The organism is Sphingobacterium siyangense (genome assembly GCF_007830445.1).
Classification (GTDB): Bacteria; Bacteroidota; Bacteroidia; order Sphingobacteriales; family Sphingobacteriaceae; genus Sphingobacterium; species Sphingobacterium siyangense.
On sequence record NZ_VLKR01000030.1, the window covers coordinates 1 to 15,300 of the forward strand.

Annotated in this window: 7 protein-coding genes; all 7 read right to left on the reverse strand. The window is 39.2% G+C overall.

Annotation, left to right across the window (positions count from 1 at the left end; genetic code table 11):
- Positions 1 to 244, reverse strand: a 244-nt coding sequence (locus IQ31_RS21200) for a transposase (RefSeq protein WP_145329946.1), incomplete at its 3' end; no start/stop codon positions are given.
- A 239-nt stretch (positions 245 to 483) separates the two neighbouring features.
- Positions 484 to 2,877, reverse strand: coding sequence for an ABC transporter permease (locus IQ31_RS21205; protein WP_145329948.1), 2,394 nt, complete (start codon positions 2,875 to 2,877; stop codon positions 484 to 486).
- Between the two features lie 99 nt (positions 2,878 to 2,976).
- Entirely contained in the window at positions 2,977 to 5,337 is a 2,361-nt protein-coding gene (locus IQ31_RS21210) for an ABC transporter permease (protein WP_145329950.1), read from the reverse strand.
- A gap of 100 nt (positions 5,338 to 5,437) precedes the next feature.
- Positions 5,438 to 7,828: an ABC transporter permease gene (locus IQ31_RS21215; RefSeq protein WP_158638947.1), complete on the reverse strand. Its 2,391-nt coding sequence runs from the start codon at positions 7,826 to 7,828 to the stop codon at positions 5,438 to 5,440.
- Between the two features lie 215 nt (positions 7,829 to 8,043).
- The gene (locus tag IQ31_RS21220; RefSeq protein ID WP_145329954.1) at positions 8,044 to 10,407 is read right to left on the reverse strand and encodes an ABC transporter permease; all 2,364 of its coding nucleotides are present in this window, start codon (positions 10,405 to 10,407) and stop codon (positions 8,044 to 8,046) included.
- A gap of 32 nt (positions 10,408 to 10,439) precedes the next feature.
- On the reverse strand, positions 10,440 to 12,821 hold the full coding sequence (locus IQ31_RS21225) for an ABC transporter permease (protein ID WP_145329956.1): 2,382 nt from the start codon (positions 12,819 to 12,821) through the stop codon (positions 10,440 to 10,442).
- A gap of 69 nt (positions 12,822 to 12,890) precedes the next feature.
- Positions 12,891 to 15,299 carry an ABC transporter permease gene (locus IQ31_RS21230; protein WP_145329958.1) on the reverse strand — a complete coding sequence of 803 codons (2,409 nt, stop codon included), beginning with the start codon at positions 15,297 to 15,299 and terminating at the stop codon, positions 12,891 to 12,893.
- Position 15,300: the final 1 nt, after the last annotated feature.

Genomic DNA, 15,300 nt, shown 5'->3' on the forward strand with positions numbered 1-15,300 from the left:
TCCAGGCTTTTTCCAACGTCTCATCGCCCAAATTATACAAATGTTTCAGTAGCAAACAACCCACCATAAACCGAATCGGATGGCTCGGATTGCCCACTTTGGAATACAAGGACGAAAATTCTTTCTCAAAATAATTCCAATCTATTTTTTCTGAAAGTAGAACAAGTTCATGCTCGTGGTCAATAAAATCCACCAACATTGGGCGAAATAATTCTGGCTTCTTTTCTGGATTTTTCCCCAACATATTTGCAAGGTTTTAAAGCTCTAAGATACAAATTCTTGCAATAAAAAACAAGCTATTTTAAACCCAAAATACTAATAATCAGTAAATTATAGATGGTTTAAGGAGAGACTACTTAAGCCCAAGATATTGATCCAGGTATATTGTCGGTTGCTAATGAGGCTGCGAAAAGTAAGTTTGAATGAATTCATTCCTTTCTTTATGGTTTAAAACTATACGAAACAATGTTGTTAAACTTTGGGCTACTCATCGCGTAAACTGTTAACAGGGTTGCCTAATGCAGCCTTAATTGCTTGATAGCTTATCGTGGCCATACTGATCAGAATAGCCAATAGTCCAGCAATGACAAAATAATACCACTGTATCTCAATTCGATAACTGTAATCTTGTAACCATTTATCCATGGCCCACCAAGCGATAGGTGTGGCGATAAAAATTGCGACCACAACAAGCTTAATAAAATCGATCGAAAGCAAAGAGGTTACTTGGGTGACACTTGCTCCAAGAACTTTGCGGACAGCAATTTCTTTCATACGTGTTTCGGCCATATAGGCGATTAATGCCAGTAAACCCAGACAGGAAATAAAGATCGTCAATCCTGCAAAGATCATGGCCAGTGTACCTATAGCTTTTGTCTCCTTAAATTTTTCTTCGTAGGTCTTGTCAATGAATTTATATTCAAAAGGATAGTCTGGGTTGAACTTTTTAAAGATTGACTCAATCGTTTTTAAGTTGTCTGCGATGTCATTGTTTGGATTTAAACGATAATGGATCGTTGTAAACCAGGCTTGCGGTCCTAATATCACCATAGGTTTATTGTCTCCAAATGGCGATCCCATTATGAAATCTTTGACCACCCCAACTACGGTCCATTTTGTTCCATCACCATCCACAATGCTATTGACCGGGTTTTTGAGGTGCAAACTTTTTACCGCGGATTCATTTAAAATCAAGGCAGTACTGTCTGTCGCAAACTTGTAAATATCGATATCCCGCCCCTGTATAAGTGTTAGGCCTAGATTTTTTACGGCATCGGCATCGGTACTAAAACGGTTATAGGAAATGCGTTTGTCCTGTTCCGTTGGTGTCCCGGACGTAAACCCCCAGCCATTGCTATAGAAATCAGTTACCGGCGACATGTTTTTAGATACAGAAACAACTGCGTTGCTGGCTAACAATTCATTTCTAAGAATTTTATAATTCTTCTCGAGGTCACCTTGGATACTGCTATAAAGTAGCCCATTTTCATTGTAACCTCGGTCGCGCTGTTTGGTATATTGGATTTGTTTCGCGACAATGACTGTTGCGATAATCAATATAATAGCGAGGCTAAATTGAATGACGACTAAAAGTGAGCGAATACTAAGGCCTCTTGTTTTAGAAACAAATTTCCCTTTCAAGGTCTTAATAGGCTGAAATGAAGAAAGGAAAAAGGCTGGGTAGGTACCCGCTAACACACCCGTAAATAAGGCAAAACCAATTAAAAAAAGCCAGGTTGGTAAGTTTAATAACGATAGGCTAAGCTCTTTTCCCACAAGCTCGTTAAAAAATGGCAGGACCATAAAAACAAGTATAGTTGCGAGTACCATGCCGATCAGGCTAATTAATATGCTTTCAACCAGGAACTGCGCCATTAGGCTTGTCTTATTTGCCCCAATTACTTTGCGGACACCGACTTCTTTCGCACGGCGTTCGGAACGTGCCGTACTCAAATTCATAAAATTGATGCTTGCCACCAATAAAATAAATACACCAATCCAAGCAAATAGCTTGACGATATCGATACGTCCGGAAGTATAATTTCCTCCTTTTCCGCTATTGTAAAGGAAAGAATCTGGATAGGGGAAGGCAAAAATCTCACCCGTATTTCTTGCAGAAGTATAACCGGCAGCTTTATTACTCGTATTGATATGATCTCTCAGATAGGTTCTGATTTTGTCGTTAAATGCGTTGACTGAAGTACCTTCTTTTAACAGAACATAAGTAGTTATTGAATTATTGCTCCAGTTATCGTCTACGTAACCGATTATTTTTGCATATTCAAATGGGAGGAGGATGTCAAATTTGAAACTTGAATTACTCGGAAGATCTTTAAGTATAGCTTGTACGGTGACTTGATTAACCGAGTCTATCCGAACTGATTTTCCAATGGGGTCTTCATTTCCAAACAATGCTTTTGCGTAACTTTCCGTGAGCACAAGACCTTTGGGATGATCAAATCTCACATTCTGTTCTCCTTTCACAAAAGGCAAAGAAAACATTTTGAAAAAACCAGGATCGATGAAAACAGTATTTGCGATCAGTTTCTTTTCATTGAAAGTTGTTAAAAATTGAGGCCCCTCATTATATCTGGTAAAAGCTTCGATATCTGGAAAATCTGCAGCCAATGAGGGCGCTAGTATTTTAGGTGTATAGGCCCAGGCTGATTTTTCGCCTTGAAATTCGTCACGATTACTCAATACGTGCAGGCGATCACCCTTCTCATGAAAGCGGTCCATGGTTAACATGTTCTGCAACCAAAGTGCTATAAGTAATGCTCCGGCCATACCGATCGCCAATCCGATGATGTTAATCAGGGAGAAGGACTTGTTTTTCATCAGGTTGCGCCACGCGATTTTGATATAGTTCCTTATCATGGTTTTAATTTTTCGTTTTGCAATGCTTTATTCGATTGAAGCGAACCAACTGTCGCTCTATTTTTTACCCTTTACTTTTTACGTACTTAATTTTTGCGCTTATTCGTCTCTTAATGTCTTTACGGGATTACTATTGGCAGCCTTTATGGCTTGTGTACTTACCGTAAAGAAAGCTACGAATAAAGCAGAAATTCCTGCTAGTGCAAAAACCCACCATTGTATTTCAATTCGATAGGAAAAGTCCTGTAGCCATTTGTTCATTGCCCACCAGGCTATTGGCGAAGCAATTAGAATGGAAATAATGACAAGCTTAACAAAATCCTTGGATAACATAGCCGTAATTCCAGTTACCGAGGCGCCTAGTACCTTACGAATGCCAATTTCTTTGGTCTTTAGCTCAGCAATATAAGAAGCAAGCCCAAATAAGCCCAGACAAGAGATGAAAATAGCCAATCCCGAAAAAATGAATGCGAGTTGAGCAGTCTGTTGCTGATCTTTGAATTTAGCTGCAAATTTCTGATCCACAAACTGGTACTCGAAGGGGTAGGCCGGATTGAACTTTTTAATAATTTCCTCAATTTGCTTTAGGTTCATTTCCATCGCTCTGTTTGGACTGGTGCGTATAACCATATTCAACATCCAATTTTTTGAAGGATAAATCAGTAAGGGGGTTATTGGACTATAAGGTGACCCCGTAATATAATCATTGATTACACCAACGATAGTATAAGTTTTATCGCCCCATTTGAGATAGCTTCCTATTGGATTTTCCAGTTTCATTTCTTTGACAGCAGCTTCATTAACTAGTACAGAAGCACTATCTCCCGGTAGCCTGCCATAATCGATGTCTCGACCAGCAATGAGCTTTAATCCAAGAGTTTTAACAAGGTCACTTTCAGTGCGTCCAAGTTCAAAACCCATTTTCTTTGCTTGTTCTGGGTTAGCTCCAGGCCATAGGAAACTACCTCCGGAACTGGCTCCATTTTTAGTAATTGACCAGCCCGTACGAGTAACAGCTTCGGCAATGTTGGCAGTGATCAGCTCCGACTTAATAGCCTCATAATTCTTTTCCATACCGCCTTCAATGGGTACTTCGATAAGTTGTGAATTTTCATAGCCTATTTCACGCTGGCTGGCATATTCTATTTGCTTGCGTACGATAATGGTTGCTATAATCAGTATAATAGCAATACCAAATTGAAATACAACCAGTAATTCTCGAAAATTCAGGGAAAACTTGTTTGTCCGTCCAAATATTTTGAGCGATTTTATCGGTTTAAAAGAAGAGAGCACGAAAGCAGGGTATAGTCCTGCAAGTATCCCTGTAAGGAAAATAAAACCAATCAGGGAAAACCAGATCGATGAATCTGAAAATGAAAAGATTAATGCTTTATCTAAAACCTGGTTAAATAGTGGAAGAGTCAGTATTGTCAATACGATAGCACATGTACCTGAAATAAAGGTTAACAATAAAGATTCGGAAAGAAATTGTATGATTAAATGGAAGCGTTGGGCTCCTACAACTTTTCTTACTGCAACTTCTTTTGCTCTTTTTTGGCTGCGGGCTGTACTGAGGTTGATAAAATTGATACAGGCGATCAATAATATTAATAAACCTATTCCCGCCACCAATTTAACTTGATCTATTTTTCCGCCAACAGCAATACCCTGCTCAAATTTTGAATACAGATGCATTTTGGACATTGGATAGAGGAACATGGAGCCTTTTATTTCATGGTTTGTTTTTTTGTTGATTATATTATTTAGCTTTTTATTAAAAAGATCAACATCGGTTCCTTCTTTTAGCTTGATATAAGTATAGAAAGTGTTTGAACCCCAGCCAGATGAATAGGTTTCGGCTTTTTCTAAAGGTATCAGATAGGTAAAGTCGAAACTTGTGTTACTGGGGAGATCCTGCATAATTGCCGATACCCTATACAGTTCTTTATTGTCGAGAAGAATCGTTTTATCTATTGGATCAGTTTTGCCAAATATGTTGTTAGCAAGACTTTCCGTCAGGACGATATCTTTTGTATCTTTTAGAGCCTTCTTGCTATTCCCTTTAAGAAGGTTGAAATCAAATAATTCAATAAATGCTGGATCGACTTCATTTCCCTTGGATTTAATCTTCTTATCGCCAAAAGACATCAGGGCGGTACTGCTCCAATACATCCGCGCAGCGCGTTCAACCTCGGGGTAATCTGCTAGCAGAGCCTGACATGCCGGTGCCGAAGTGATATCGTTTACGTAGATTTTTTGCTGATCTTCATATTTGTTCCAAAGTTTATATATGCTTTCCTTATTGCTGTAAAAATTGTCGAATTGCAATTGATTTTTTATCCATATACCGATGATCAGTACTGCTGCCAATCCGATAGATAGTCCAATAATATTAATCGCAGAGTACCCCTTGCTTTTCCATAGGTTCCGCCATGCTATTTTGATGTAATTTTTAAGCATATCTGTCGTATTAGGTATCGATAAATAGAAAAAACTTGAATTTTAAAGGTCCAGCTTGTTATTTATCAGGTGTCTTTATTTTTATTAGCTACTAAAACAATTACTCATCTCTTAAACTATCAACCGGGTTTAGAATCGCAGCTTTTATGGTTTGAAAACTAATGGTGATAAATGATACCAATAATGCACTTATCGCCGCCACAATAAATACCCACCAGTCTAGCGTGATGTGGTAAGCAAAATTCTCTACCCAGCGGTGCATGGCATACCAGCCTAAGGGTACACTGATCAATACAGCACACAGGACCAGGGCCATAAAGTCAACACTCAATATGTTGACAATCTTGATCGTTGAAGCACCTAATACTTTACGGATACCGATCTCTTTAAAGCGTTGTTGCACGGCATAAGCTGATAATGCAAATAGTCCCATACAGGCGATAGCAATTGTAATGATGGAAAATAACTGCATTACCCGTGTTGTTTGCTGATCTTTGAGATATAACTTGTTATAATCATCATTGAGAAAGTGATATTCAAAACTGTTTTTTGAATCAATATCTTTTATAACAGCTTTGATCTGCGCAAGAACATCTTTTACCGGCGACGTCGGATTGAGTCGAATGAAAATATTGCCGAAATAATCATATTCTGGAAAAAGTACAATTGGTTTGACTTCGTTGTGTAATGATGCAAAGTTAAAACTCGCCACAACTTGTTTGATACTGCCCTTACGTCCGTTCAAATTGATTTTCTTTCCAATAGCCTGTTCAGGAGTAAAACCCATGGCGGATGCAGCAAGTGTATTCACTACAAACCCATATTCTGGTGAAATAGTGTCTTGCGCGCGCAAAATGTCCGCATCTGACAACGGTGTACCTGCGACAGATGGAATATGAAAAACGGATACAAAATCTTTTTCAATCGGAATTGCAGTGACATCAATATCAAAATCATTGGGTTGGCCTTCGACCTCCCTAATGCTGTAGCCTCCTTGGATATTGACGGGATTGTCATACGAAGCGGTAACGCCCTGGACACTATTGAGCTGCATTAACTTTTCTTTTAATAGCTGCCTTTCTTTATCTTGCCATCCTCGGCCATCAATGACCAGCATGTCAGAGCGATCCAATCCAGTGTTTTTAGACTGGATAAAATCCATCTGTCTACCCGCAAATAAGGTGCAGATAATAAAAAATATAGAGATACTGAATTGAAAAGTAACGAGCACCTTGCTTAATGATATACCATGTTGTCTTTCAGTTAGTTTTCGCTTAAAAATGGAAATAGGTTTTGAACTAGCAATTGAATAGGCAGGCCAGCCACCCGACAGAAGCGTCAACAAGGCTATGAAAACAAGTAAAATCGTATAAAACCGAGGGTCTGTCCATACGGTTAATTTCATTTCGGTACCCATAAATGAACTGAATACGGGTAACAAAAGCACTGTCGTCAGAAGACTAAAAGCAACCGCTAGAAAAACCATGAGGCTACATTCAAAAAAGAACTGAAAGAATATCGTTTTCTTTGCTGCACCCAGAACTTTCTTGACACCGATTTCTTTCTTGCGTTCAAGCGCATGCGCTAATACCAAATTTGTAAAATTGATGCAGGTTAAAATAATAAGCGCAGCACCTAACGCCATTAGAATATAGATATAAGTAATGTTTCCTGTACCTGCTGCTTTGGAGTGAAGATGGATATCCGTCAGCTTTTCTAGGATAAATCGAAATTGATAACCCTGTTTTGTTGCTTCGGCGAATTTTGATTTTGTCATTTGGTCCAATTTCTGTTGGATCGAACCGAACTGATCTTTGTTTTTTAGGAGCGCTATGGTTATATCATTTGCAGATGACCAAGCCATTTCTTTGTAGCGTTCTAATCCTTTATTGGAAAGGAGTGCAGAGAAGTTCAACTGTGTATTTGTGGGCAGGTCTGCAATGATACCTGTGATTTTCCAGTTGACTTTGTCAATGGATAGTGTCTGACCGATGGCCGACTGATTGGGGAAATATTTCGCTGCGAGTTTTTTTGTTAAGACAATCTGATTTGGTTCTGCTAAGGCTGATCGTGAATCACCTTCGAGAAAGGTATAACCTAAAGTTTTAAAAACATTTTGGTCAGCATAAAGTAGGCCTTTTTCAGTTATTAGTGCCTCTTTGGATTCTATTTTACCGCCTTTGGAATAGCTGTAGAATCTGGTTGCCTGTTCTACATCCGGAAATTCAGCTTGTAAAGCAGGAGCTAAGCCTGTTGGTGTTACTGCCGAATTTACTTCTTCCGTGCTATTGGGTGCTTTATAAGCGAGGCTAATATAAGCTAGACGGTCTGCATTGGGAAGGAAACGCTCATAACTGGATTCATGATAGATGTACGCTGCCAACAATAGAAAACATGTTATTCCGATGCTGAGGCCAAACATATTTAAAAGAGAAAAACCTTTGTTTTTTCTGATATTTCGCCAAGCAATTTTAAAATAGTTCTTTAACATGGTTATGAGCATTTAGACTGTTAATTAGGCTATATTCTTGTCACTTAGCTCGCTTTAGTAGAAGACTCCGTTATTCGAAAAATAGCAAAGCCAAGTAGTTCAATTCGTTTGCCATAAATATAATGTATTGATTTTTAAGTTTTTGGTGTGTTTTTATGGCGGTTTTAAATGTTCGGAAACGGACAGTATAGTGTCCGTCCCCGAACAAATTGGTATTATTCGCTTCTTAAGGTTTTTACAGGATTTGCTAATGTTGCTTTAATCGCTTGGTAACTAACGGTTAATAAGGTGATGATTAGCGCGGTTAAGCCTGTGATAGCAAAGACCATCCATGTAATTGATATGCGGTAGACATAGTCTTCAAGCCATGATTCCATGAGGAGATAGGCTAAAGGAGCTGCGACTAAAAAGCCAATGCCTGTGAGCCAAATGTATTCTGTGGAAAGTAGCCGCCACAAGCCAAGTTCTGATGCACCCAATACTTTACGAATGCCGATTTCTTTTTCTCGTTGCTCCGTAAGAAAGGAAACCAGCGCGTAGAGACCAAGACATGAAATGAGAATGGCCAATCCTGTAAATAGACTGGTTAAGCTCTTGATCATTTCCATCTGTTGAAACTTTTTGGCATATTCCTGATCCGTAAATGTATAATCAAAAATAAGATCAGGGTCTATGCGATTGAACGCTGTGGAAATCGCTTTTAGGTTTTGTTTGAGATCTTGATTTTCATCCAGTTGAAGCGTTATTTTATTCTTTGGTAAAAATTTTAGAAAATAAGCCGTCGGTGTAATGGATTTGAAAGGAGATTCAGATAATGTGTTCTGTATAACACCAATAATGGTATAATTGATTCCTCTTTTAGACAATTGTTTACTGTTAAGGTCTGTAACTCCCATAAATTTGGCCGCCGCTTCATTCAGAATAACAGCCGTTGAATCTGTTTTGAAATCTTTTGAAAAATTGCGTCCTTTTATAAAATTCCACTGTACAGTATTCGCGAAGTTTTCATCTACGGTGAAGATCCCCATGATCGCACCGTCTTTGGAATCATTACCTTGCCAATTAAAGCCACCACCTGTTAAGGATAGGTGGTTCACAAAGTTGGAAGAAAGGGCGGCATCCGTCACAAGGCGCTGACCGATCAGCTCTTTTCGAAGTACATCAAAGTTTTTGACGATAGTTGAATTGGATGAAGTAATGTTTACCAAATTTGAACTTTTATAACCTATTGGACGATCCTTTGTGTAATGCAGTTGCTGAATCACCAGATAGGTGGATATCATCAGGAAAATAGAAATAGCAAATTGCACGATGACCATTGCCTTTCTACTTCTTGATCCGCCTTTTCGGCTGTTTATTTTACCTTTAAGGGCAAGAATAGGATTAAATGCCGATAAAAATAACGCTGGGTACATACCTGCTAAAAGTCCTATAACGCCTATTCCTACTAGGGAGTAGCCATAGAAACGAATATCGGTAAAAGGGATATGCAGTGTCGTATGTGTAATCGTTTTGACCCAAGGCAAAAGCAATGTAGCGAATAGAACGGCTGCCAAAAATGCGCAGGCTACAGCGAGGATTGACTCAACAAGAAAGCCTGCAATAAGCTGCCGGCGATTGACGCCAACAGATTTTAAAACCCCGATTTCTTTTCCTCTTTTTAGGCTTCTTGCCGTACTCAGGTTAATGAAATTGATACTGGCCAATAAAATGATGAATACGCTTATCCAAACAAACATCCATACATATTGAATCTGTCCGCCTACGTTCTTTCCATTCTTGAACGAATCATATAAATGCCATTTGGACATCGGGTGTAACAGGATCTCAGGTTTTATATCCGTCAGTTTTTTGTTGATGATATTTGTTAGTTTATTTTCCAAAGCGGGAACAAATGCATCATTGTCGATCTTGGCGAAAGTGCTGAAATAGCAGCTGGACCAGCTTTCTTCTATACCTTGGTCTTTTGCAAGATAATCGACAAAAGGCAATACATAATCTAAGCCATAAAAAGTGTTGTTTTCAGGAATATCTTTATAAACACCTTGAACAGTATACTGTTCTTTACCATTCAATTGAAGTGTTTTCCCGATGATATCTACCTTATCAAACAGTCGTTTTGCTAAGGATTCTGAAATTATGATGGTCGATGGATTGCTCGGTGTGGTACTATTTCCTTGTACAGATTCGAGAGAAAATAATTCGGCAAATTTTCCCATGGCGTAAAACCCTGGTGCATTAAGCTTCTTATCGCCTACCTTAAGATTATTGCTCTCCATATTCGTGACCAGTGCTGCATCTTGCATTTCATTTTTGAAATCAGATGCGATCGTTTTGACCAAGGGAATAGGGGTGGAGCGATCAGTAGATTTCTCATCATTGAAAGTCCCGGTCATCATGACCTGATAAATATGTTGATAATTGCTGTAATGCTTATCAAAAGAAAATTGTTTCAGTACCCATAATGTACTTATGAGGGCAACAGTAAACCCCAGTGCTAATCCCAAAATATTTATTGTTGTGTTTAAGGGACTGCGCTTCAAATTTCTCAGCGCTGTTTTTAGGAATAATCGAATCATTTTATGCTGTTGTTTTGGTTCTCAAATATAAACTATTCATCGTGCAAACTTTTTACAGGATTGGCGTATGCCGCTTTGATGGACTGGAAACTCACCGTAAATAATGCAATAGCAATGGTTATCCCCGCCGCATATAGAAATATGGTAAATGGGAGAGTCGTTCTGAAGGCAAAACCATCGAGCCAATTTATGCTGAAATATACAGCGATTGGTACTGCGATGACATTGGCTAAAATGACTAAGAGTAAAAATTCCTTGTTTAATAATTGTATAATACCGAATACCGTTGCGCCAAGGACCTTTCTGATACCAATTTCTTTGGTCCTAACCTGTGCGGTGTAGGTGCATAGTCCTAAGAGTCCTAAGCAGGAGATGACGATGGCAATCAGGGCAAAAAAATTGAATAAGGAGCCTTGTTTCTGCTCATTCGTATATTGCTTTTGATAGCTTTCGTCCAGGAAGCTGTAATTCATCGGCATATCATCATAATAACTTTTCCAGATTTGTTGCAAGGAGTTTAATGCGGATTTTGTACCAGAAGTTGTTGTTTTAAGGTATAGCTGCCAGCAATCTTTTGGGCTATATTGAAAGACCATAGGCTCAATCTTTTGTCTGGCGCTCGCATAATTAAAATCCTTTACAACCCCAATAATAGTTCCCGGAACTGTTCGAATGCGTAAGCGTACGCCAATCGGATCTTTTAAACCCATTTCCCGCGCCGCCGATTCATTGATAATGAAATGGGTTGAATCTGCTATGGAGCCCGTGAAATTACGACCTTGCGTAAGTTTTATCTTAAAAAAGTCGAGAGCCGATTGATCGGAATATGTCATGTTGAACCAAAGATTGGATTTGCTGGGCTTTCCTTCCCAATCGTTGTCCCCAGTTGAAGCACCACCATAAACCATGTCGCGGCCAAGACGGATAACATCATCAATATCCTTATTTTTTAGAAGTTCGGTTTTGACAGCATCAAAATGTTTGGACATTTTTGGCGCCATAGTAACGGAAATAATATGATCCTTCTCGTAGCCTAAATTTTGATGTTTTATAAAATCCAATTGACGACCGATAACAATTGTTAAGGTGATAAGAATTATAGAAACAGTGAACTGCAGGACAACCAGTATTTTTCGTGCACTGGAATTTTTTATGGTAAATCGGCCCTTCAATACCTTAATTGGATCAAACTTCGATAAGAGCAGGGCAGGGTATACACTAGTAAGTACTAGTGTTCCCAAAAGCATAATCAGTACGCTTATCCATAACGTAGGATTAAAGAGCTGTAGCGAAATCTGCTTCCCTGAGAAATTATTAAATAGGGGGAGACCAATAAATACGAAGGCAAGTGCCAATGTTGACGCAATGACAAATAGTATGGTTGTTTCCAATATAAATTGGAAAAAAAGTTCCTTTCTACCTGCGCCGATAACTTTACGTATCCCCACTTCTTTGGCGCGCGACAACGACCGTGCAGTAGAAAGATTGATATAGTTAATACTTGCAATGACAAGAATCATAATCGCTACACCTATAAAAACTCGAACATTGTCAATTCCTGCATCACCCCCATCCATTTGGTAGAGATGCACCTTTGCGAGTGCTTGTGTAACGTAGGGGACAGGGGCATCCTCAGGTTTGTTCCTTTCGTGTATCGCCTGAAGCTTTTTTGAAACTGTAGCAAGATTTGCATCAGGCCTCAGCAGCAGATAGGTTTCGAATGAAAAATTGGACCAATCTTCATCCATGGAAGATAGAAAGGTCTTATTATCATAGGTCGTTTTATTTTTGATGTAGGCTTGCTCATTAAATCTCGAAATGGGGAGCAGAACCTGAAATTGAAAAGTAGAGTTTTCAGGATAATCAGCAATGACACCTGATACAACACAAAGGTCCTCGATACCCAATGTTACGGTTTTTCCAATTGGATTTTCATCACCGAAATACCGACGTGCCGTGCGCTGGGTGATTACAATGGAATTGTTGTCAGGGAAGGGTTGTTTTGAATTTCCCTGTAGTAGCGGAAAATCGAAAACCGTAAAATAACTGGGGTCTACAAATGCAAAATTCTTTTCATTAAATCTCTTCTCTTTATATTTAAGTGCAGCATCTCCAATTTTGAAAATACGTACTGCATCTTGGACTTCGGGAATTTCCTTTTTTGCAAAATTTCCTACGGGAGCAATGATGGATCCAAAGATTCGTTTTGATATCCCCGTTCCCCCTTCTATTCCAATTTTGTAAATGGAGCGCTGATGTTTATGGAATCGGTCAAAGGACAGCTCATCTTGTATCCATAGCAATAGGAATATCCCCACAACCATTCCTGCTGTTAATCCTAAAATATTAATGGCACTGTAGAATTTATTAGAAAAAATACTTCGCCATGCGGTTTTGATGAAGTTCTTTATCATTGTTATGGGGATTTAAGTTCTTAATACATGTTATGAATACACATAAGCCTATTTCTTTTACTCGCTGATTTACTCATCCCTTAGACTATTGATCGGGTTTGCTTTTGCTGCAAAGACACTTTTGGTTGATAGTACAAGACTTGCAAAGGCAATCAATCCCAGTGCAGACAGTCCAAAAATCCAGGGACTTATCGTAGTTCGATAAACAAAGTCGTTCAGCCAGCTATGCATAAAATAATAAGCAATTGGAAAAGCTACCAGACAGGCTATTGCAACCAGTGATAGCAAATTCCGAAGCAATAAAAATGTGATCTGGAAAACAGATGCCCCCAGTACTTTACGGATTCCAATTTCTTTTGTGCGTTGATTCGCTGTAAATATGGCTAATCCAAATAAACCCAGTCCGGCGATGAGCATAGAGAGCCCTACCGCCCAGGATAAGAGTTTAGACAGCTGCTTCTCCTGCGTATAGAAGTTTTGGATGACCTCATCCACAAACCGCAGGTCTAATTCATCATCAGGAAAAACCGATTTGTAGCTTGACGTTATGTTATCAATGGCATTTTTCCAGTTTTCGGGATGCGATTGATCTAATGCAATATGGAGTACGTATCCTTCTTTGCTACCGGTATAAAGAACCGGTTTAACCGCCTGCCGGGCAGAGGCTAGATCAAAATCCTCCATGACACCAACGATGATATTTTGTCCATTTTCGAAAGTTTTGCCAATGGCATCCTGCGGATTTTTGATATGTAGTAGCTCAAGGCCCTTTCTATTAATCAGCATTTCACTGGTTGAATCCAATAAACGAATATTTCTTCCTGCTAAAAGTGGAATCTGATAAACATCTAAATAGTTTTCATCACCAGAGCGGCTATCAAAAGTCAAGGATTCCTTGTCCGGCGATTGATCGTAAGAGATTGCGGTAGTCATCCAGCCGTTCATCGCGGGTGCAATGTTCCCAAAACTGATTGCCTTAATATCCGTTAGCTTTTTGAGCTCATTTTTAAGGACTACACCTTTTGCCGAATTTTGGAAAGCTCCCGGAATGTAGACATTAACAATAGCGTCCTTTTGAAATCCCATGTCTCGATGGGAGACGTAATTGATTTGCCGGACAACAACCAGTACACAAATTAGAAAAGCCTGAGCTAATACAAATTGGAAAATAGTCAGTGCTTTGCGTATCCATGCGCTTCGGGAAAGATTCGTGTTTTTTCCAAGCTGGTTTTTGAGCGCCAATACAGGAGCGTATCCGGTCAATACCCACGCTGGATAAAACCCCGCAAGAATGGTGACCACGATAAGCTGCCCGAATAAGAATAAAAGAATAACAGTTTTGTCTAAACGGTCTAAACTTAAATTTTTGGGAATAAATCCTTCAAAGACATGTAGAAACAAAGGGAGCAATAAAACAGCGAGTAGTGTAGCTGATAGGGTAATCAGGAATGTTTCTAGTAAGAATTGTTTAATTAATGTTGCCTTAGAGCTACCCAGTGTCTTGCGAATACCCACTTCTTTGGCTCTTTCAATGGATTGTGCTGTGGATAGGTTAATAAAATTTACGGCCCCCAGGGCTAACAGAAAAAATGCAAGTAAAATGAGGTTGCGAAGCGCTTCAGGATGGGTCGCTTCATAATTAAATCTCGTGTCGAAATGAACATCAGATAGGGCTTGTAATTCAAGTTTGTCGTTGACTTTTTCACCTTCTTTGTATTTATATTTCTTCAGGAGATTCGCGATATTACGCGCTATTAAAAGAGGGTTACTTTGGGCTTTTGTTTTGATGAGCACCTGATGTGAATCCGATATGCTGTTCCAAGCTTCCCATGTATACATGTTTTTTAGATTGTTATCCTGAGGGATCGTCTGCTCAGCGATGAAGCTTTCAAAATTGAAATCCGAATTATGCTGTGGATTTTCAATAACACCAGCGACCTGAAGTGGGATACTATCTGCATAGATGATGGTTTTGCCAATCACATTTGCAGGCAGTTCTTTTCCATAAAACTTTTCTAATGTTTTCTCTGTAAGGATAATATTTCCGGATGAGTTCAAAGCCTTAGCGCTTCCGGCTAACCATTTTGAAGGGAAAATATCGAAGTATTGACTGTTCGTGAAAACTATCTTTTGTTCTTTTGGAAAAGTTTGAAATTTGTCTGTCGCCAGAGAAACTTTTAGCTTTTGGACATGGCTTCGATAAATCGGGGCTACGGCCTCCAAGTTGGGTAACTCTGCTTGCATGGTGCGCACCAACGGTACGTAGACGCCGGCATTTTTGAACTCTCCGTTATTGACAACACGATAGACCTGTTGTTGATTGGGAACATGTTTGTCAAAACTGTAGTCGTATTGGATCATCAGGAAAATAACCAGCGTCGCGGTAATACCAATCGCAAGACTCGTGATATTGATGAACGTGATCAACTTATGTTTTTTTAAAAAACGATAGGCTGTTTTAAGTGAATTTACAATCATT